Raw genomic sequence first — 21,295 nt, 5'->3', positions numbered from 1 at the left:
TTACTTAGAATAAAATTAAGTTTTTGTGATCAGACGCATTAAATAAACCTGGATGATAGGGATGCGATGCCTGCGGCGGGCTGCGCCTACGCAGTAATTAGCTGGATTTGATAAATTATATTCAGTAATGGCAAGCTTCATAATGCCAAGTGAACAAGAGGCGCGATCGCTCTAAAGATAATCTACACTCAAAGTGATACCGATCATTTTCAGCTTCTGTTATGTCCTCAACTCTAGATTCTTTGCCACCTGCGCTCGCTAAAATCGTCCAGCGCTTTCAACGGTCAACTGACCAAAGAAGACGTACTGAACAGCTAATTGGCTACGGTAAGAAGCTGAAGGATTTTCCAGATGCTGACAAAGTACCGGAAAATAAAGTTCCTGGTTGCGTTTCTCAAGTTTACATCACTGCTTCACTCAATGATGATAAGGTCGTATTCCGTGCTGACTCAGATGCCCTCATAAGCAAAGGGATGGTTGGTCTTTTAATTGAAGGATTAAATGGGCTAACTCCCACAGAAATATTACAAGTGACTCCAGATTTTATTCAAGAAACAGGCTTAAACGTTAGTCTGACAGCTTCCCGCGCTAATGGATTTTACAATATTTTTAGAACCATGCAAAAAAAAGCGTTGGAATGTAAGTTAGATTTACCTAGCTAAACTTGGTTATTGGTCATTAGTCATTAGTCATTTGCAAAGGACAAAGGACAACTGACAAATGACTAATAGCGTACAACTACCAAAATTTAGTCTTATGTCAAGCAATCTATTATCTACTCCTGCTGGTATTGGCTTTGGTGGAGTAGTTCAAGAATATCTCTGGAATTTTGAAAATCAGCAATTGCGCGTTGTTTATGAAACCCTTGGTAAAGGTTCACCGCTATTGCTACTACCAGCTTTCAGCAGTGTTTCGACGCGTTTGGAAGTCGGCGAACTTGCCAAGTTACTCGCTCCCAATTTTCAAGTTGTAGCCGTAGACTGGCCTGGATTTGGTGAATCTTCTCGCCCTAGTTTGAATTATCGACCAGAAATATATCAGCAATTTCTGGAAGATTTTGTCAAGGCTGTTTTTAATACTCCCATTACTGTAGTGGCGGCTGGTCATGCTGCTAGTTACGTTTTACAATTAGCTGTCAAACAACAAGGTGCTTTCTCAAAAATTGTATTGTTGGCTCCTACTTGGCGTGGGCCTTTGCCAACAATGGGGGCAAGTCAACAGATAGCTGGCATTGTGAGAGGATTGGTGCGATCGCCTATACTTGGTCAAGCTCTCTACAAACTCAATACTGCCCCATCTTTATTAAGTTTTATGTATCGCCGTCATGTCTTTACTGACGCGGCTAAAATTACACCGAGTTTCATTGAGAAGAAGTGGCACACAACTCAACAACCAGGAGCGCGATTTGCATCTGCTGCCTTTGTCACTGGTAATCTTGATGCTGTACACGCACAATCTGATTTTTTAGAACTTGTAAAGTCTCTAACCGTACCCCTCATGGTTGTAATTGGGGAATCTAGCCCTCCCAAATCACGAGAAGAAATGAACGCTTTGGTAGCCTTACCAGGGGTGAGAAGTGTTGTTATCCCTGGTTCTCTGGGATTGCATGAAGAATACCCAGCAGTTGTTTTAGAAGCAGTTCAAGATTTTTTGTTATCTTCAGAAAATTAAATCCTCGCACCAAGACGCAAAAATCATTTTGTGCCTTGGTGCGAGATTAAAATTAGTTCAAACTACTGCGATTAAGTTTTTGCAAGCGAGAAAGAGAAAGCGCTAGTAGACCGACTATACCAAGACCAAGGACAGTTGACGACTCAGGCACGGTCTTGACTTCAAAATCAAAATTGAAAGTGCCAGACTCCTTAAAGGGAATGGGGTTATTGCCATTGCCTAAATCTACGAGTTTGAATGATGCAGAGTAAGTTCCCAGTGGTGCAGCAGCATCAGTCCAAAAGGTAGGGATGAACGAAAAATCATCACCACTGCCGATTGTGTAGATATCACCGACTGACTTGACAATATCAACGCCTGCTGAATCGCCAATATTCAATCCGCTGCTAATTGACGCTAATTGTAAACCAATATTTGCACCTTCAAGGGACGACTGCCAACGACCATTGGAGCTATTGAATAAATATTGGTTGTCTAATTCTTTGGAAGTTTTTAGCGACGCGATAGGTTCTATTGTCAGATTACTATATTCCTTATCTGTTGCAGTACTAATCAAGCGACCAGTATAAAACCCTGTACCAGGTAATAATGTTAGCGGCGGTTGTTCTGAGTAAGACTCAGGAATTCGGTTATTTGTATTGGTTGGGTTAATGGTTGGGTTATCTAAAGAACCAGAGTAGCTATAAGTACCAATGCCGTGGAAATGGCTTGATTCCGGCGTGTCTTCATTCCTGTGTGCAAAGAGAAGGGTTAAACGATTATAGTTGGGGTTCTCTAAACCTGCGTATGTCCCTGTAGAGAGAGCCTCCAAACTATCTAATCCAATGTAAAAGCCCGTTTCATCTGAATGATTATGAGTATCATCTGCTTGTGCTGGCGCTAAAGCGGTAGATAAAACCAGTGGCGCAACGACTAAAAAGCTGATTGCAATAGACGCAGATGCTTGCCCTGTTTGAGTTACTTGCTTTTTCGAGCAGGTAGTGTTTCTTGAAACCACCACGCTTCTCCATCAATCTATAATTTTTCTATGTGATAATGATTATCATGCTCGTTGTGGCATTGTCAAGGTATTAACCTGCGACTTCCCGCAGGGTGAGTTGGAATATTCTTATCAGCTACGCCAACTTGTGAATATTTATCGAGGGAGGCAGGAGGCAGAGGGCAGGAGGCAGGAGGATAACTGCCCAACGCTCCTCTCCTGAGCTACCGCTGCGCTATCTGTAACAGCCCGCAACCATAGGGTCTTGGGTTTAAGACAAGAACTCCAAAAATTCTAGTTTTGTGGCTCTTTTTCAGGAGGGGTTTGAATCCTATAAGTGAAAAAAACCTTCTGCCTCCTGCCTCCTGCCTCCTTCAATACTTATTACAGATGCATAAAAATAAAATGTTTCTTGATTAAATTATGTGATTATTGTGCTGAAAGCCAAAACAATAGCAAGTTCGCACAAAAATATAAAAAGATTTATCATGGGCGATAATGATTATCCATAAGGTGAGACAAGAGGAATTTAGAGTATGGTGGCTGACGTAATCAACAATTCAGTTCCCGTTACTGTTCTTACAGGATATTTGGGAGCAGGTAAAACGACTCTACTTAATCACATCCTCACCTACGAACACGGCAAAAAAGTTGCTGTGATTGTTAATGAATTTGGGGAAGTGGGTATTGATAATCAATTGATTATCGATGCCGATGAAGAAATATTTGAAATGAACAATGGCTGTATCTGTTGTACAGTGCGCGGCGATTTAATTCGCATCATTGGCAATTTGATGAAGCGGCGCGATAAATTTGACCATTTAGTAATTGAAACAACTGGATTAGCCGATCCTGCACCAGTGATTCAGACATTTTTTGTTGATGAAGATTTACAAAGCCAACTATCTTTAGATGCGGTGGTAACAGTCGTAGATGCCAAGCATATTTGGCAGCACTGGGATGCAGACGAAGCACAAGAACAGATTGCCTTTGCCGATGTAATTTTACTTAATAAAACAGATTTGGTAGCGCCAGAAGAGTTGAATGAATTGGAGAAACGGATTCGGGCGATGAATGCGATCGCAAAAATTTACCGCACCCAAAATTCTGAACTAGGAATGGATGCTTTATTAGGTGTAAAAGCTTTTGACTTAGATCGTGCATTAGAAATTGATCCAGATTTCTTGGGAGAAGATGCCCACGTACACGATGAAACTGTATTTTCTGTGGCTTTAGTAGAAGCTGGTGCAGTTGATGGAGAAAAATTAAACGCTTGGCTTTCTGAATTACTGCGTACCCAAGGGCCAGATATTTTTCGGATGAAAGGTATTTTAAATATTGCTGGAGAAGATAATCGATTTGTATTCCAGGGAGTACACATGATATTCGATGGCAAACCCGATCGCCCCTGGAAACCAAGTGAAACCCCCAAAAACGAACTAGTCTTCATCGGTCGTAACCTTGATGCAGCCCAACTCAAGCAAGATTTTCTTGCTTGTCTAGCTTAAATAGGGAGTGGGGAGTAGGGAGTAGGGAGTAGGGAATTTACCATTCTCCATTCCCCATTCCCCATTCCCCATTCCCCATTCCCCACTCTCCTTTACAAATATGAACACCACAACCAGCAAATCTAAGGAATTTGAACAACACTATTCGGGGACACTTTCAGATTATGTAACTGCGATCGCTTGGTCGCCACAAGGTAAAACTTTAGCAGCAACTTCCGCCGCCGGGGAAGTTGTTCTGTGGAATAATGGCGAACTCACAAGCTTACAAACTGGTAACGGTAAATCTGTAGACTGTCTAGCTTTTTCGCCAGATGGAAAATTTTTAGCCGTTGGTGGACAAGATGGACAGGTGAAAATTTGGCGCGACACTGAATTAATCGCCACTTTGGAAAATGCCCCCGCATGGGTTGACAAGCTAGCTTGGAATTACACCAGTAACCAACTGGCTTTTAGTTTGGGGCGTTATGTCCAAGTCTGGGATGCTGATACTCGTGAAATTGTCGTGACGCTGAATTTCGACAACTCTTCAGTATTGGGTATAGATTGGCGCATTGACGGACAATACTTAGCCATTAGTGGTTACAAGGGAGTGAAAATTTGGCATAGTCAAAACTGGGATGAAGAACCATACAACCTAGATATGACTACTGTCAGTGTGGCTATGGCTTGGTCGCCTGATGGTAAATACCTGGCTTCTGGCAACATGGATCGTAGTGTCACCGTTTTGGAATGGAACAACCCCGACCCTTGGGTGATGCGTGGCTTCCCTGGTAAAATTCGCCAATTGGCATGGTCAGAAGCTATGACCAAAGTCGGTGCGCCAATACTGGCATCTTCTAGCGTTGAAGGTATTGTGGTGTGGGAAAAGCTAGAGGATGACACTTTAGGTTGGGAAGCGCGAGTTTTAACAAATCATGTAGGTGTGATTAATGCGATCGCCTTTGCACCTAAAAGCTTCCTTCTCGCTTCTGCTGCTGCTGATGGCTGGTTATGTTTGTGGAACAAAGCCAAGGAAGTATCCCAAATTATCACAGGTGTCTCAGGAGGTTTTTCGGCCTTAGCTTGGCATCCCCAAGGCAAGTTACTGGCCGCAGGCGGTGAGCAAGGCGAATTGGTTATTTGGTCAAAGGTTTTACGCGGTCAAGGATTTGGGCGTAGTTAAAGTTGAAGGTGGTCAATTTATTAGCTATGCTGTATCAACAAAGGTATCTTTATGTAAATAATGAACATAGTCAAACTGATTTTACTCGCCTGTCCCGCACTTCTGGTATCCATGCTGCTGGTAGTCAATCCAGCACATGCATCCAGCCTGAAATCTCTATACCCTACACAAATTTTTACGGTAGTCTCTACACAACAAATTCCTGATCTGGTAACACCAATGTTGACTCAAACATCTAATCCGATTATTGATCAACTTGGTTGCAATTGTGCAAACTGTGTTCAGTCTAAATTTCAGTCTTTACAAGGCAAACTGCCATCTGTCGATTTTTAATAAAGTTAGAAGTTATGGATATTGTAGGGGCACAGCAATGCTGTGCCCTTATTAATTTTATTAGCTTTTTGCACGTAACTATCGCACTGGTTGCAGCATAATTATTGATGATATTCGCTAAAAGTCACGCCTGAAAAACGAAGTAGGCAAGTTGTTAAGTGAATCCCTGGATACTGAGAAAGCTGCTGGTAAAGTAGTAAGGTTGGTGCGATCGCCATCTGCATCCAAGCTGTTAAGCTCTTGTTAAAAGAGCTAGTCCGGGGATTAGAAAACTTGCTAGAGTGAACAGAGTTAGCCTTAATGTCTAATCGCCAAAACCTATACATCTCATGGATTTTGCTAATATTGCATCCCAGCTAAACGCTGGAACGATTTTACCAGAGGGGATTGTTATTCTCACCCTCTTGGGGGTTTTGATTGTTGATTTGATTTTGGGGCGTACATCCGCACGCTGGATTGGATATCTAGCGATCGCAGGTTTATTTGCTTCGATTGTCGCCCTCTATTTTCAATGGGACTCTCCTAATCCCATCGGTTTTACCGGTAGCTTTAACAGTGATGACCTGAGTATCGTCTTTCGCGGCATTATTGCCTTATCTGCGATCGCCACTATACTGATGTCAATTCGCTACGTTGAGCAGAGTGGCACTGCTTTAGCCGAATTCATTGCTATTTTGCTGAGTGCTACTCTGGGAGGGATGTTTTTATCCGGGGCTAGTGAGTTGGTGATGATTTTCATCTCCCTAGAAACCCTGAGTATCTCCTCTTACCTGTTGACAGGTTATACCAAGCGTGACCCCCGCTCTAATGAAGCGGCGCTGAAATACTTGTTAATTGGAGCTTCCAGCACGGCAATATTTTTGTACGGTGTATCACTGCTGTATGGACTATCTGGAGGACAAACTGAACTTAGTGCGATCGCTAATGGCATTGCCACAGCTAAAGTCGGCCAATCTTTGGGTTTAGTGATTGCCCTGGTATTTGCGATCGCAGGTATTGGCTTCAAAATCTCCGCCGCACCCTTCCACCAGTGGACACCAGACGTTTACGAAGGCGCTCCCACCCCAGTCATCGCCTTTTTATCTGTCGGTTCCAAAGCGGCTGGGTTTGCCCTAGCCATCCGCTTGCTGCTCACAGCCTTCCCTCTTGTTGCTGACGAGTGGAGGTTTGTCTTCACAGCTCTAGCCGTTCTCAGCATGATTTTGGGTAACGTAGTCGCCCTAGCTCAAACCAGCATGAAACGGATGCTAGCTTATTCATCCATTGCCCAAGCTGGGTTTGTGATGATTGGCTTGATTGCTGGTACACAAGCGGGCTATGCGAGTATGGTATTTTACCTACTGGTTTACCTGTTCATGAACCTGTGCGGCTTTACCTGCATCATCTTATTCTCACTACGCACGGGAACCGACCAGATTGCCGAATACTCTGGTTTATATCAAAAAGATCCACTCCTAACACTGGCGTTGAGTATTTCCCTGCTTTCCTTGGGTGGTATTCCACCATTGGCTGGGTTTTTCGGCAAGATTTACTTATTCTGGGCTGGTTGGCAAGCAGGACTTTATTGGTTAGTTTTGCTCGGCTTAGTTACCAGCGTCGTCTCCATCTACTACTACATTCGCGTAGTTAAGATGATGGTAGTCAAAGAACCCCATGAAATGTCCGACGCAGTGAAGAATTATCCCCAAGTGCGTTGGGATTTGCCTGGGCTAAGACCTTTGCAAGTTGGGTTGGTAGTAACATTAATTGCCACTACAGTAGCAGGGATTTTGTCAAATCCACTGTTTACATTGGCTAACAATTCTATCTCCAATACCCCATTTTTGCAAGCAACAATCAACAGTAATGTAAAAGCACAAAATGTACTGCTTTTGCCAAAGTTAGATTCGGTTAGTCAGTCTCAACCCTCAGTTGATTCTACTGCGAAGATTTAACCGAGTTTCAACCAAACTTTGTCCTCAAATACAAAGCCTGTTTGCTAATTAGCAGACAGGCTTTGTCATATCTTTTAAGAGGATGTTTGAAAAGTGGTTAGCTGTGATTTTAAGCACTGGTTTATCCCCCCTAACCCCCCTTAAAAAGGGGGGAAAATCCTTAAAGTCCCCCTTTTTAAGGGGAGCCACTGCGGTCTTGGGGGTTTCCCCCATGAGCAAGTGGCGTGGATTTAGGGGGATCGAAAACGTTTTGATACCGACGAGGAGACTTTTCAAACATCCTCTAAGTTAAATTTTATGATACTGAGTTAATAGGTATCTTAATTACAAATTCTGCACCTTTCCCTGGAACAGAAAAACAGCTAAGTTGTCCGTTATGTTTTTCAACTATAATCTGATAGCTTATATATAGTCCTAGTCCAGTACCTTTGCCCACAGATTTAGTGGTAAAAAAGGGGTCAAATAGCTTTGAGCGAACTTGTTCATTTATCCCCAAACCATTATCAGCAATACTAACCACTATCCATTTTTCATTGACTATCTCAGTTTTAATTTGAATTTTGGGATTATTATTTATCAGTTTTTGATTGTCAATTCTTTGTGGATTTACTGCTGACCATTGACCATTATTAGCCGACGCCTCCAATGCATCGATTGCATTAGCAATAATATTCATAAACACTTGATTAAGTTGACCAGGATAGCAAGTTACATTTGGTAGTTGACTATATTTTTTGATTACTTTAATTTCTGGGTACTCATGCCTAGCTTGCAGGCGATGCTCCAAAATCATTAAAGTACTATCAATTCCTTCATGAATATTGACTTGCTTAAGTTCTGCTTCATCAAGTCTAGAAAAGTTACGTAGTGATTTAACAATTTCCTGAATGCGTTCTGCTCCCACTTTCATGGACTGGAAGAGTTTAGTTATGTCTTGAATCAGAAAGTCTAAGTCTATTTCTTCTACTTGCTCTTGAATTTCTGGAGGAGTATTTGGACAAATTTGTTGATAAATTTGCACCAATTTTAGTAAATCATGAGTGTATTTATGGGCGTGATGAAGGTTCCCATAAATAAAGCTCACTGGGTTATTAATTTCATGAGCAATACCAGCGACCATCTGACCTAAACTAGACATTTTTTCAGCTTGGATAAGCTGAGTTTGAGTAAGTTGTAGTTCGTTTAATGTTTCTTGTAAAGCAGTGGTACGTTCTTCAACCCGAATTTCTAACTCTTGATTCGCTTTCTTGAGTGCTTCTTCTGCCTGTTTTCGTCTCTGAATTTCTTTGGCTAACTCATCAATTTTTTCATTCAGGAGAACGAAATTACTGCTGGTCAAAGTTCTATTTTCCAAGCGTAAGAGAATTAAAGCTGAAGATTCAGGAGACCAAGGTTGAATAACGGCTCCCTGACTACGACATATTAACGTTTGCCCATCATTCTTTCGTAAAGTCAAGGAGCCAATAACCATAGCCCTGCTACTTGAACAAGCTTGTAAATACCTGACAATATCGTTGGCAGGCTCAATTACAATTTCAAAAAGCATTCTTCCTTGCAGTTCTTGACGGCGTAACCCCAACATATCCGCTACTGGTTGATTGGTAGCTAACAACTGACCCTCTCCACTCACCAGAAGTAAAGGTTCTGGTAAAACTCTGGCAAATTCAAGAAATTGTTCAGGAGTCATGGTGCTTCCAATCTCAGGGTTCGATTCACTTTACATATCTGCACTAAGCTTATGTCCCGGAATTATTTTGATGCTGAAGGGTTTACACAGATTCTAGTCCCCTAAAGTATTCTCGACCTTCTGCATCTTCTGCTTCTTCTGTAAGTTTTAAGTAAACAATAACTCTACATCCAGGATCACCCTGTGCTATGGTTTCTTGCAATTCTACTTTCGCATATCCCAGATTATTAGCTGCGATCGTTCCAAAAACGTTTGAAGTCATCATGCACATGGCAGGGCGATCAAGAACTTTGTCGCCAAATGGGCAGACGCGGTTGCCAAAGACAATTTTTTCATCATCCTGCTCAATCACATAAAAATCGCCCCGGATGCGTTTTTTTAAATCAATCAAGACATCAGCTACCTGTTTCCGAGAAAGGTTGGAGACTTCCAAGGCAGATTTATAATCTTGGTTAATCTGCCTTCCCATCCTTTCACCAACTACGCTAATAAATCCAGAAGCTTCTTCTAAGCCAACTACATCCTGTAAAGTGCCAGATAATTCTCTAATTAATGTACGTAAAAATATATCGCGTTCTAAAGAAAGATTAAGCGTAGCTATTGAGTGATTAAGTGCATTGTTCATAAATTTTCAGGACACAATCTGGGAACTACCCTTCTAGGGTTCCCGAAAATATATCGAAAGTAACTCCTTAATCTCTGTTCTCGGAGAATTTAATGCTTGCTTTTGTTTCTAATCAATAGTTATGTAATGCTCATCACAAATTATAAATTTTGTGGTTCTGACAGTTTATATTTATTAACGTAACTGACTATGATTATTGAATGGGAAGCTTAATGATAAACTCTGAACCTTCTCCTAGTACTGAATTTACCTCTAGAGTTCCTCCATGTTTTTCGACAACAATTTGACGGGCAATTGATAATCCTAATCCTGTGCCTTGACCCACAGGCTTGGTGGTGAATAAATAGTCAAAGATTTTTTGCTGGACATCAGTTGACATTCCCATGCCATTATCTTTAATGCGAATCAAGATATGATTTTTATCTTCAGCAAGAGTAGTCTGAATCAAAACTTGATTGGGATTTGCTTCAATTTCAATATAGGTGCGTCCGACATTAGACTCCTCTAAAGCATCAATAGCATTAGCTAGCAAGTTCATAAATACCTGATTTAGTTGTCCGATAAAGCATTCTAATTCTGGCAAATTATCGTAATCTTTAATTACTTGAATATCAGGACGATCCTCAGATGCTTTTAAGCGATGTTTGAGAATCATGATGGTACTGTCGATGCCATCATGAATATTACAATAAACTTTGCGATCGCTATCTGCTCGAGAAAAGGTTCTCAAACTGGTACTAATATTGCGAATGCGCTGAACTCCCTCTTTCATTGAGGAAATTAAATTAGGTAGATCGGCAAGCATATACTTCAAATCTATAGCTGCAATTTCCTCTTGAATTTCTGGAACTGGATTAGGATAATGCTGCTGATAAAGGTCAATAATATTAATCATATCTTGAAAATATACTGAAGCGTGTCCGAGATTTCCATGAATAAAACCAACTGGATTATTAATTTCATGAGCAACTCCTGCTACTAATTGACCAAGGGCAGACATTTTTTCTGTCTGTACAAGCTGAAGTTGAGATTCTTGTAGGTCTTTTAATGCCCTAGATAATGCTGATGTCCTTTCTAAAACTCGTTTTTCTAAAGTTTTTGTGAGATTTCGTAATTGAAGATGGGTTTTAATTCTAGCTAATAATTCTTCTTCATGAAATGGTTTTGTGATGTAATCAACTGCTCCTATATTTAGACCCTTTACCTTACTAGGAGTATCCGAATTGGCTGTCATAAAGATTACGGGTATATCACAAGTAGCTGAATTTTCTTTCAGTCTTTTACAAGTTTCAAACCCATCTATTCCTGGCATCATCACATCTAAGAGAATTAAGTCAGGAAGCTGGAATTCAACCTGCTTAATTGCTCTTTGTCCATCATTTTCCGTTATAACTTTAAAGCCAACATTAGTTAAGATATCAAAGACAATTTCTAAATTAGTAGTAGTATCATCTACTACTAAGATTAAACTATCTTCTGGAGTATAAAGCATTTTTACGTCTGGTTGTTCATTCATATATTTAAATTAATTTTATTCATTGTTAGTTATTCCCTATTGCCCTGCGATCGCAGCTAATTCACCTCCATTTTTTTTCACAGACTGACAGACAATTTTCTCGTCTGACAATCCTATAGTTCCCAAAAAGTCTGATAACAGCAACATTCTTACACCAAATTGCCTTATACAACTACGAAGGCGATCGCTACAGCATGGACATTCAGCACCAATCTTTACTTTTGCCGGAGTTGAAGATCCTCTTTCTTGAAGGCGAACGCTCTGAAATTAGTCATTATTACCCTTGTCTTTTTATAAAAGGAGCGCTAACTAAAACAATATTTTTGATGTCATAAGTTAACTTTTTTAGTTAGTCAACAGCATTTCTCATGAACGAATATACACAGAGATAGCTATTTTTATTAAAGAAATATAATTACAGATAATTACGGTTATTTTTTAATAAAAAACATTGAACAATATTGAGATAACTTTAAAAAAATCATATAGATTTACATAGTACTGATAGTGGACTAAATCATATTTAGGCACTTGAGAAAATATGGAATCACTGTGAATTTTTGCAGAAGTTTTTTTTCAAAGACTCTTAACAGTATTGTCTTTGTTCTATTGTGATGGATTTTTTTGTTACTTTAAACTAATTCATTTTTATGAATCAATTAGCTTACCCTAATTTATACTGCCCATTTCCATCCCACATTAATAAACATATTGATGTTCTAGAAAGGCACGCTCTTGAATGGGTACTTCGCTTCAATCTCCTGGCCAATGAATCATCTTATCAGCGTTTTTGCAAATCAAAATTTTTCTTCCTAGCGGCAAGTGCTTATCCCAATTGCCAGCTTGAAGAATTGAAAATTGCAAATGATTGGTTGAGCTGGGCGTTTATTTGGGATGACCAGTGTGATTTATCGAATTTAGGAAGACAACCTGATGTTCTCAAAGATTTTCATAAAAGATTTTTGGAAATATTGAATGGTGCAGAACTCACGAGTAAGGATATACCACTTGCTTATGCCTTAAGTGATTTACGACAACGGATACTTCAAAGAGGCAGTCAAGAATGGTTTCATTACTTTGTTGATCGCTATGAAGGCTATTTTGATGGCTGTGTTCAAGAAGCAGTTAACCGCGCACAGGAAATTACACCCGATGTTGACAGTTATATGCTTATACGTAGGTTAACTTTAGGCGGATATGTTTTCCTTGCATTGATGGAATTTTGCAATTATTTAATAATTCCTGATTCTCTCCGAAATCATGAGGTGATGAAAGAATTAAAAGCGATGACAATTAACATTCTTGCTTGGTGTAATGATATTTTCTCCGTACATAGAGAAATGTCAAGTGGCGATGTTCATAATTTAGCATTGTTAATTTATTATCAACAAAACGTTTCTTTAGAAGAAGCAATTCTCACAGTTAGCAAAATGCATGATCGAGAAGTACATCGCTTGAAAGAGTTTGAATCATCTCTTCCATCTTTTGGAGAAGAATTAGATGCAGAACTTGCCAAATATATATCAGGACTACATAGCTGGATATCTGCCAATCTGATTTGGTATTCTCACTCTGGTCGCTATCAAAATATAGACAGCTTGGAGTTAAATCAATAAATTCTCACTCTATCTTTATAAGAAAATAGGATACCTAACAGGTATCCTATTTTGCTGAAAGCTCATCATAGATGAACCCATATTATTTTGTTAAGGGTTTGTCCTCGCTAATACAATTTTTCGATTTTGGTTTGGACTTAAAATTCATATGCAGCTACCTAATCCTCTCAAAACCCCTTCTTTGCTACAAAAGCTTCAGTGGATTACTGATCCTGTGGGCTACATGGAAAACGCAGCTCAACAATATCCCGACATTTTTACTGGTAGGATAATTGCCTTTGGCGATACTGTAGTATTTGTGAATCATCCTCAGGCAATCCAAGAAATTTTAACGAATGATAGAAAGAAATTTGTCGCTGCCGGTGAACTCAATCAAATTACTGAACCCTGGCTAGGAAAAAATTCAGTTCTCATACTTGATGGAAGTCGTCATAAACAACAACGACAATTGATAATGCCTTCTTTTCATGGAGAGCGAATGCAAAGCTATGGCCAACAAATCTGTAATATTACCGAAAATGCCTTTAGTCAGTTACTACTAAATCAGCCCTTTTTGGCTCGTAACATAACACAAGAAATATCTCTACAAGTTATGTTACAGGTTGTATTAGGGTTGTATGGGGGAGAAAGATTTCAAAAACTTAAGCATTCACTGCCATTGCTGTTAAATCTCTCTCATTCACCTATCACTTCTAGTTTTTTCTTGCTCCCATTCTTGCAACAGGATTTAGGGGCTTGGAGTCCTTGGGGAAAATTTCTGCGCGATCGGGAGACAACCGATCAATTGTTCTACGCCGAAATTGCTGAACGTCGGCAACAACCTAATTCAGAATGTGTCGATATACTTTCCTTGCTGATCTTAGCTCAAGATGAAACTGGTCAATTTATGACAGATCATGAATTGCGCGATCAGTTAATGACCCTAATAATTGGCGCTTATGAAACTACGGCATCTGTAATAGCTTCGGGATTGTATTGGATTCACCAAAAGCCTCTAGTCCGTGAAAAACTGCTCCAAGAAGTGGACACTCTTGGTGATTCCCCAGAACCTATGAGCATTTATCGACTGCCATATCTTACGGCTGTCTGTAATGAAATCTTGCGAGTTAGCCCTGTTTTACCGTTCTGTTTCCCAAGGGTAGTACAAGAACCGGTTAAACTCTTGGGACATTCTTTAGAGCCTGGAACAGTATTGCTTCCTAGTATTTATCTTACTCATCAACGTGAAGATTTATATCCCCAACCTAAGCAGTTTCGACCAGAACGTTTTCTAGAACGCCAATTTTCTCCTTATGAATTTCTGCCTTTTGGTGGTGGTGTCCGTCGTTGTATTGGTGAGGCTTTAGGTTTGTTTCAAATGAAATTAGTATTGGCAACCATCCTATCACGCTATCAGTTAGCGCTAGTTAATCAGCAACCTGAGCGACCTCAGCGTCGAGGTTTTACCCTTGCGTCAGCCAGTGGAGTCAAGATGGTAATTACAGGACGACGTGAGGCTCAAGAGTCTTTAGTGAATAAACTCATCGGCATTTAAGTTACATAATTAAGGCGGGCAAGATGCCATTAGTGTCAACTTAAGGTTAAAACCCATTTGTCAACGATAGGTTTTGTTAGGAACGAAGTATAAAGGTGAACTTTTTCGGACTTATATACACAAGCTGGGAGTGATGCTAATAAACAAAGCATTAATAGTCCCTAAAAAAGTTCGTTTTTTGTCCCTTGAAAACCGAATTTTTAAGCCTAAATGCTTATTGACATAGTAAGTTTGAGCTTAACTTGACACCAATGGCAAGATGCCCAGCCCACAGAACAAAAAGATCCCCGAATTCTTCAAGAAGTCGGGGATCTGAGCCTCTCACTGGAGAGCAAATCAAATAAGATTGCCATAGTCTAGATATCTGACTGTTGCATCGGGATCTCAATCACGAATTCAGTCCCCTTTCCTAATGTGGAATCACAGGTTAAGCTACCCTTGTGTTTGTCCACAATAATCTGATAGCTAATCGACAACCCCAACCCCGTGCCACTTCCTACCGACTTGGTGGTAAAAAATGGGTCAAAGATTTTCTGCTGTACTGCTTTTGTCATACCAGAACCGTTATCGGCAATTTTAATTATCGCCGTATTATAATCTGTTATTTCAGTAAATATGTGAATTTGTCCTACTCTATGAGAAGCCGCTGACGCATTTATATCTTTTGTTATTTGTTCTTTGTCATTTACCAATGATGGATGATCAATAAAAAATGCCTCTTGTAAAGCATCGATCGCATTACTCAAGATATTCATAAACACCTGATTGAGTTGACCAGGATAACAAATAACTTCGGGTAATTTTCCGTATTCTTTGATGACTTCAATTTCAGCAAAATTGTTCTTTTCTTTAAATCGGTGTTGCAAAATCATTAAGCTGTTGTCTATTCCCTCATGAACATCCACAGGCTTCATCTCAGATTCATCTAGGCGAGAAAAGTTGCGTAAGCCTAAAACAATATTCCGGATACGTAAACTCCCCACTTTCATGGAATCTAGAATCTTTGGCAAGTCTTCTGATAGAAAATCTATGTCAATCTCCTCAGATTTTCTCTCAATTAAAGGCGAAGGACGGGGATATTCCTGCTGATAAACAACTACCAAATCCAGCAAGTCTTGGACATACTCACTAGCATGAGTAATATTGCCATTAATAAAGTTAATAGGGTTATTTATTTCATGGGCAATTCCTGCCACCATTTGTCCTAAAGAAGACATTTTTTCACTTTGAATCAATTGGATTTGGGTACGTTGCAATTCTTGTAGAGTTTGTTGTAAACAGTGATTTTTGTCGTTGAGTTCCTGCGTTCTTTCTTGGACTTTTTCCTCTAGGGTATGGTTGTATTCTTCCAAGGTTTCTTTAGCTTGTGCCAAATTTTTGTAGAGGATAGCATTCTCTAGGGATATTGCTGCTTGAGTAGTGAGTAGTTTGAGGACTTCTACGCGATCGCGTGTAAATGCTCCTGTCGTCAAATGATTTTCTAGGTAAATAATTCCAATCAATTTACCTTGATTTAGAAGAGGTATAGATAACAAACTCTTAGGTTCTTCACTCAGAATGTAGCTATCACCTGCTAAAAAGGAAACAGTTATTGCATCATCAATAACCAAAATTTCTCTGGAGCGCTTAACGTAGTTAATCAAAGTAATGGGAACATCGTAACTTGACTCCAAAGAAGTGGATGGAAACTCCGTGTGGGTATGCTCAAAATTTGAACTTGAACAAACTGCTGTAACAGTTAATGCTAAGTTATCACCTTCGCTCAAAATTAAAGCACATTTAGAAGCTCCTGCATTCTCCATCACAACTTTCATCAAAGTAGAAAGTAGTCGCTCAAGCTCGATTTCGCCAGAGAGTGCTTGAGATGCTTTAATGAATGCGGCTAAATCCAGAGAATCAGAAATACTTGTCTTCGAGCCAATAACAGTTTGTTGATTACTCAGGGTAGATAAAGATGATATAGATGTCTTATCTAAAGAAGTGCTTTCTTCGCTGGAATGGATACTCAGTTTTTCTTGCTGAAATATAGGAGCCAGTAATTGGAGATAGCGTTTTGTCAAATCGTCAACTTTGGCTAACGCTCCCCAGCGAACATAGCTATAGTAAGCATCTGTTAGGTAGGTTTGGGCAATCTTATGTTTACCCCATTCTAAATAGAATTTGGCAGTAAGTTCTTGAGCAACGGCTTCTTCATTGATATACTCATGTTTTTTGGCAAGGAAGATAGCGCGATCGTAAAATTCCATTGCTTCGAGATATTGACTTCCAATCCGATAGCGTTCAGCCTCTACAAGATAATATTTGTGCAGATAATTCATTGGGGCATGATTTGCCCAATGCTCCATTTTTTCTTGATTGGCTTGAACCCGATCGAGAATACATTTTTGCTCAGATTCAGATACCTCAAAATATACAGCTAGACCTGCCAAAGAATCATAAAAATGGAAAACTGGAACAACGAGATGTCCTATTGCAGTATCTAAATAATTTTTCGCTAGTGTGGCATTTTCAACTGCCTGATGAAATTCTTGAAATAGATAGCAGAGATGAAGTTTGCTGACATAGAGATATAGAAGTCCAAGTCCATCTTTAGTTTCCAAATGGATCGGCAGCATTTTATCTTCGTTATAAACCTCACCAATTAAAGAACAGGAATTTTCTGCACACCCTAGTAGATTCAATACGCTCTGCCGATAAATATTACTCCATTGGAATACTGTTTTTTGCTTGAGTTGTCTGATGGCATTATTATAATTTGCCATTTCTTGTTCTAGCTCTGAAACTTCTCTACCGATAAAATATGAGCAGTAAGAATAAATGTGTAGAGAATAAGCTGCATACTCTAAATCTCCTGTTTCAATACCAATAGAATAAGCTTGCAACAAAGGTTTTAATATTTCCTTGGCGTGCTCCTTACAAGGTCTAAGAAGTGAAAGAAAAGAGCCAAGAATTTTCGCGCTAATTTCTTTAATTTCTAACCTCGATAAAAGATTTACAGCTAGTTTACCAAATTGATAGCCCGACTCAACATCTCCCACTAGCGCAGACAGTATTAGTCCATAATTAACATAGGCAAAGGCAGATAATGGTGCATTGCCATATTGTAGAGATAAGTTGATTTGTTTAACAATAATCAGTGCGAATAATTCAGGAATAGCTTGATAAGTTAAAGCATGAATATTCGATAAAATACTCATTACTGCTAGCGTTTTAGCTTCTGTCATTTTTGGTAGGTTAATTAAATCTTCAATATCCCTACCAGCCAAATTTGAGGCTATTTCTCCCATTACTAGCTGAACATCAGATTGGCTTGGATGTTCAGGAAACTCTACTCCTAAAAGCTTCAAAAAGGCTAGTGCAGTATTAATTCCTTTAAGTGCTTGGTTCTGTGCCCCAGATGCTTTAATTTTTACCTCGTAAGCTTTAACTTTATCTATAAGAGTTTTCCCTTGTACCAATACTATCTCTGCTAATTGCTCGGTTTGCCTAAAGTCGCCAGCTAAATATGCTGCCTCTGCTGCTGTCTCATACAAAGCTAGGATTAGCTTATATTGAGTTTCCCAACTATCATCTGACAGTAGTTGGATGCCGGTAGTTAAATACTTCACAGCAGTGGGATAAGCTGTTGATGCTAAAGCTTTACGTCCAGCAATTAGATTCATCTGGGCTAGTTCATCTCGTTTAGCTTGAGGAGAGATTAATTCCACTGCGATATTAAACTGATTGACAAGTTCAAAAACCCTTTCTTCCTGTTCTGCAACTGGAATATTGTTCAATAACAGTAGTCCAATTTTTAAGTGAATTGGCTTTTTTTGTTCTTCGGGAATCAAAGAATAAGCAGCTTGCTGTACTCGGTCATGGACGAATTTATATTTAGGTAGCTGTGAATTAGAATTTGAAAATTGTGTAGATTCTATTCCGTGAACAATAGATTCTTGATTATTATTCTCTTTTGAAAAGATGTTATAGTTTTCAGTCTGTGGTAGGACTAGCCCATCAAGTAATGCTTGCCACAAGTCTGATGCTGTATCTACTACAGATTTTTCATTGACGATCGCTAGAGTTTTTAGGTCAAATTGATTTCCAATACAGGCAGCCAGTTTGAGAACTTTTTGGGTATATATTGGCAATTTTTCTATTTGCAGTCCGATAAATTCTACGACATCATCTGTGAGAGCTAATTCTTTAATTTTTGAAATATCATACTGCCAATGACCAGTATCAAAATTTAATATAATTAGCCCATCATCGTGTAAAGATTTGAGAAATTGAACGGAAAAGAAGGGGTTGCCTTTAGTTTTGGCAAATACCATCTGAGTGAGAGGAACACCAACTGCTTCAGAGCAATGAAGAGTATCTGTAATGAGATGATTTAAATCACCCTGATTTAACGGTGCTAGGACGATTGTATTAATAGTTGCTTCTGCTTGTTCAATCTCCTGTAGTGTTAAATAAAGCGGATGCACCTTTGAAACTTCATTATCTCGATAGGAACCAATTAACAATAAACCACCCTGAATTTCATGTATTTGTTCTGTCTCTTCTGAAAGTGAAGAGAATTTACTCTCACACATTAATAGCTGAATTAATTTCAAAGAAGCCGTATCTGCCCATTGCAAGTCATCGATAAATATGACCAGGGGATGTTCTTTTGTAGTAAAGATTTGGATGAATTTTTGAAACAATAAATTGAACCGATTTTGGGCAGCACTACCAGATATCTCTGTAACCGGAGGTTGCTTGCCAATAATCTGTTCGAGTTCAGGAATGACATCAATAATTACCTGAGTTTGAGTACCTAACTCTCGCAGTATTTTGACTTTCCATTGTTGAATTTGGGCATCAGTTTCCGAGAGGAGTTGCCCGATTAAGTCTCGAAAAGCTTGCACCAATCCTGATAAGGGGGTGTCGCGTTGAAACTGGTCAAATTTTCCTTTGATGAAGTAGCTACGCTTCCGTACAATGGGTTTGTGGACTTCATTAACCACAGCAGTTTTGCCAATGCCAGAGAAACCTGCGACTAATATCATTTCTGTTGCCCCGTCTGCCACGCGCCCAAAAGCGGCGAGTAGGGTTTCAACTTCACTCTGACGACCATAGAGTTTTTCGGGGATTACGAAACGGTCTGAGATGTCCCTCACACCTAGTTCAAAGAGGGCAATATTTCCTGTTTCTTGCCACTGACTTTGACATATCTCCAAGTCATGCTTTAATCCCAAAGAACTCTGATAACGGTCTTCGGCATTTTTTGCCATCAGCTTGCTGATAATGTCAGACAAAATTAGCGGAATATCAGAGTTAATTCGACTTGCTTTTAGCGGTTGTTTGGCAATGTGAGAGTAAACTAACTCCATCGGATCTTTAGCGGTGAAGGGTAACTGTCCGGTGAGGAGTTGAAAGAAGGTGACACCGAGGGAATAAAAATCAGTGCGGTAATCGATACCTCGGTTCATCCTTCCGGTTTGTTCTGGAGAAATGTAAGCCAAAGTGCCTTCTAAGATGTTGGGATTGGTGAGAAATTGAATTTCTCTTGGTAGGAGGGTGGCGATACTAAAGTCGATGATTTTTATTTCATCTGTGGTAGGGTTTATTAGAATATTGGCAGGCTTGATGTCTTTGTGAATGATGCGATCGCGATGCAATCCTTCAAGGGTAGAAGCAATTTTAATAGCAATATGGAAAAACTCATTGAGGGAAAGCCAGTTTTCCTTCTTCCCCTTGTCCTCCAGTCGCCAGTCTTGGAGGGAAATGCCGCCAAAATCTTCCATTACTAAGACGTAGCTGTTACGGTAGCTTTCTAAGCTATAAGTTTTGACTATGCCAGGAAGCTCAAGGTTTTTGGTGATGATATATTGATTTCGGAACTGGGCGATTTCCGCGAACGTCGGATATTCGTTCCGCATCAATTTGAGAACGACTGGTTTTTTGTCTTTTTCTCTAATAGCCCGATAAACCAGGGTTTTGCTACCTGAGTAGATATCCTCGGTAATGCGATAACCAGGAAATGCATATAAAGTATCTAATACTACTAACATTGCAAACTATGCTCATAATTCTTGTTTCTATGGCTTATTATTCCCGTGCTAAGACTGTCCGTATCATTAAATAGGCTTTTTTTGTTTAATTTGTCTTAAAAAACATAATTTATAATATAATTTTCACGAATATCTGAATCTCGAACTATGTATTATGGAAATGCTAAAAGCTATAAAGCTTATAAGAATATTGCTAGCAAATGTATAACAATCCGATTTGATTTCTGAATCACTCGTAGAGGTAAGGGACTGGGGACTGGGGACTAGGAAGAAGGAATAAAGGTGTACTGAGTTTTGTTCAAAAATCAAATATGAGTCCTATGTCTGATAAATATTTGCTCTTATACCAATTTAATGTGAATTTGCATATATCTTGATCCCCCTAAATCCCCCGATAAATTGGGGGACTTTGATAGATGTTTTTCCAGTTCCCCCCTTATTAACTACGGTGTACACACAAGTCAAAAGAAGATCAATTTCTCATTGTTATCTCGTTTTATCTCGTTCCTCTGCTCTGCATAGGAATGCCTGATTAGAGGCTCTGCCTTTAGTCAGATATTGAGTCAGAGACTCAATGAATGCATTCCGAGTCGGATTATTGGTGTTATTTTTTGTTTGACTTAAACTGCCTGTTTTAGGCAGTTTAGTACATAAACATGTGAGACATTTTTTGCATGAAGTCTTACGGGTTAAAG

Annotated in this window: 14 protein-coding genes; 8 read left to right on the top strand and 6 right to left on the bottom strand. The window is 39.5% G+C overall.

The window, feature by feature from the left end; translation table 11 throughout:
• The first annotated feature begins 221 nt into the window (after positions 1 to 221).
• Entirely contained in the window at positions 222 to 662 is a 441-nt protein-coding gene (locus tag RRG12_RS06015; protein ID WP_420758680.1) for a SufE family protein, read from the top strand.
• A 94-nt stretch (positions 663 to 756) separates the two neighbouring features.
• Complete coding sequence (locus RRG12_RS06010) at positions 757 to 1,671, top strand: alpha/beta fold hydrolase (protein ID WP_420758748.1); 915 nt, start codon at positions 757 to 759, stop codon at positions 1,669 to 1,671.
• A gap of 52 nt (positions 1,672 to 1,723) precedes the next feature.
• Here the strand turns inward: RRG12_RS06010 and RRG12_RS06005 are convergent, their stop codons facing one another.
• Complete coding sequence (locus tag RRG12_RS06005) at positions 1,724 to 2,668, bottom strand: all3515 family Zur-repressed PEP-CTERM protein (protein WP_420758679.1); 945 nt, start codon at positions 2,666 to 2,668, stop codon at positions 1,724 to 1,726.
• Between the two features lie 518 nt (positions 2,669 to 3,186).
• On the opposite strand from RRG12_RS06005, the gene RRG12_RS06000 reads away from it, so the two are divergent.
• The 3 genes from RRG12_RS06000 (at position 3,187) to RRG12_RS05990 (ending at position 5,653) form a co-directional block, all read left to right on the top strand.
• A complete protein-coding gene (locus tag RRG12_RS06000) occupies positions 3,187 to 4,158 on the top strand; it encodes a CobW family GTP-binding protein (protein ID WP_289795361.1) in 972 nt (323 codons plus the stop codon).
• Between the two features lie 100 nt (positions 4,159 to 4,258).
• Positions 4,259 to 5,320, top strand: a complete 1,062-nt coding sequence (locus RRG12_RS05995; RefSeq protein WP_069070078.1) for a WD40 repeat domain-containing protein — start codon at positions 4,259 to 4,261, stop codon at positions 5,318 to 5,320.
• Between the two features lie 60 nt (positions 5,321 to 5,380).
• Complete coding sequence (locus tag RRG12_RS05990; RefSeq protein WP_069070077.1) at positions 5,381 to 5,653, top strand: hypothetical protein; 273 nt, start codon at positions 5,381 to 5,383, stop codon at positions 5,651 to 5,653.
• Positions 5,654 to 5,754: 101 nt separating this feature from the next.
• On the opposite strand, the gene RRG12_RS05985 is transcribed toward RRG12_RS05990, so the two are convergent.
• Positions 5,755 to 5,979: a hypothetical protein gene (locus RRG12_RS05985; protein ID WP_420758678.1), complete on the bottom strand. Its 225-nt coding sequence runs from the start codon at positions 5,977 to 5,979 to the stop codon at positions 5,755 to 5,757.
• A 3-nt stretch (positions 5,980 to 5,982) separates the two neighbouring features.
• On the opposite strand from RRG12_RS05985, the gene RRG12_RS05980 reads away from it, so the two are divergent.
• Positions 5,983 to 7,587, top strand: a complete 1,605-nt coding sequence (locus RRG12_RS05980; protein WP_069070076.1) for an NAD(P)H-quinone oxidoreductase subunit N — start codon at positions 5,983 to 5,985, stop codon at positions 7,585 to 7,587.
• Positions 7,588 to 7,882: 295 nt separating this feature from the next.
• Here RRG12_RS05980 and RRG12_RS05975 read toward each other — a convergent pair whose 3' ends face one another.
• The 3 genes from RRG12_RS05975 to RRG12_RS05965 form a co-directional block, all read right to left on the bottom strand.
• The gene (locus tag RRG12_RS05975; RefSeq protein WP_069070075.1) at positions 7,883 to 9,274 is read right to left on the bottom strand and encodes an ATP-binding protein; all 1,392 of its coding nucleotides are present in this window, start codon (positions 9,272 to 9,274) and stop codon (positions 7,883 to 7,885) included.
• A gap of 82 nt (positions 9,275 to 9,356) precedes the next feature.
• Positions 9,357 to 9,899 carry a methanogen output domain 1-containing protein gene (locus RRG12_RS05970; protein ID WP_069070074.1) on the bottom strand — a complete coding sequence of 181 codons (543 nt, stop codon included), beginning with the start codon at positions 9,897 to 9,899 and terminating at the stop codon, positions 9,357 to 9,359.
• 193 nt (positions 9,900 to 10,092) lie between these two features.
• The gene (locus RRG12_RS05965; RefSeq protein WP_420758677.1) at positions 10,093 to 11,415 is read right to left on the bottom strand and encodes a response regulator; all 1,323 of its coding nucleotides are present in this window, start codon (positions 11,413 to 11,415) and stop codon (positions 10,093 to 10,095) included.
• 650 nt (positions 11,416 to 12,065) lie between these two features.
• Between RRG12_RS05965 and RRG12_RS05960 the strand changes: the two genes are divergently transcribed.
• Complete coding sequence (locus RRG12_RS05960) at positions 12,066 to 13,031, top strand: terpene synthase family protein (RefSeq protein ID WP_420758676.1); 966 nt, start codon at positions 12,066 to 12,068, stop codon at positions 13,029 to 13,031.
• 148 nt (positions 13,032 to 13,179) lie between these two features.
• The gene (locus tag RRG12_RS05955; protein ID WP_420758675.1) at positions 13,180 to 14,565 is read left to right on the top strand and encodes a cytochrome P450; all 1,386 of its coding nucleotides are present in this window, start codon (positions 13,180 to 13,182) and stop codon (positions 14,563 to 14,565) included.
• Positions 14,566 to 14,921: 356 nt separating this feature from the next.
• Here RRG12_RS05955 and RRG12_RS05950 read toward each other — a convergent pair whose 3' ends face one another.
• Positions 14,922 to 20,600: a trifunctional serine/threonine-protein kinase/ATP-binding protein/sensor histidine kinase gene (locus tag RRG12_RS05950; RefSeq protein WP_420758674.1), complete on the bottom strand. Its 5,679-nt coding sequence runs from the start codon at positions 20,598 to 20,600 to the stop codon at positions 14,922 to 14,924.
• Between the last annotated feature and the right edge of the window lie 695 nt (positions 20,601 to 21,295).

The sequence above is a fragment of the Nostoc sp. CALU 546 genome (assembly GCF_048836525.1).
Note: the sequence above shows the minus strand (reverse complement) of the source record. Positions and strands in the feature narration are given on the sequence as shown.

Bases quoted from the DNA above. Each gene is read 5' to 3' on its own strand.
- RRG12_RS06015 (WP_420758680.1), top strand. From the start codon at position 222: ATGTCCTCAACTCTAGATTCTTTGCCACCTGCGCTCGCTAAAATCGTC.
- RRG12_RS06010 (WP_420758748.1), top strand. From the start codon at position 757: ATGTCAAGCAATCTATTATCTACTCCTGCTGGTATTGGCTTTGGTGGA.
- RRG12_RS06000 (WP_289795361.1), top strand. From the start codon at position 3,187: ATGGTGGCTGACGTAATCAACAATTCAGTTCCCGTTACTGTTCTTACA.
- RRG12_RS05995 (WP_069070078.1), top strand. From the start codon at position 4,259: ATGAACACCACAACCAGCAAATCTAAGGAATTTGAACAACACTATTCG.
- RRG12_RS05990 (WP_069070077.1), top strand. From the start codon at position 5,381: ATGAACATAGTCAAACTGATTTTACTCGCCTGTCCCGCACTTCTGGTA.
- RRG12_RS05985 (WP_420758678.1), bottom strand. From the start codon at position 5,979: ATGTATAGGTTTTGGCGATTAGACATTAAGGCTAACTCTGTTCACTCT.
- RRG12_RS05980 (WP_069070076.1), top strand. From the start codon at position 5,983: ATGGATTTTGCTAATATTGCATCCCAGCTAAACGCTGGAACGATTTTA.
- RRG12_RS05975 (WP_069070075.1), bottom strand. From the start codon at position 9,274: ATGACTCCTGAACAATTTCTTGAATTTGCCAGAGTTTTACCAGAACCT.
- RRG12_RS05970 (WP_069070074.1), bottom strand. From the start codon at position 9,899: ATGAACAATGCACTTAATCACTCAATAGCTACGCTTAATCTTTCTTTA.
- RRG12_RS05965 (WP_420758677.1), bottom strand. From the start codon at position 11,415: ATGAATGAACAACCAGACGTAAAAATGCTTTATACTCCAGAAGATAGT.
- RRG12_RS05960 (WP_420758676.1), top strand. From the start codon at position 12,066: ATGAATCAATTAGCTTACCCTAATTTATACTGCCCATTTCCATCCCAC.
- RRG12_RS05955 (WP_420758675.1), top strand. From the start codon at position 13,180: ATGCAGCTACCTAATCCTCTCAAAACCCCTTCTTTGCTACAAAAGCTT.
- RRG12_RS05950 (WP_420758674.1), bottom strand. From the start codon at position 20,600: ATGTTAGTAGTATTAGATACTTTATATGCATTTCCTGGTTATCGCATT.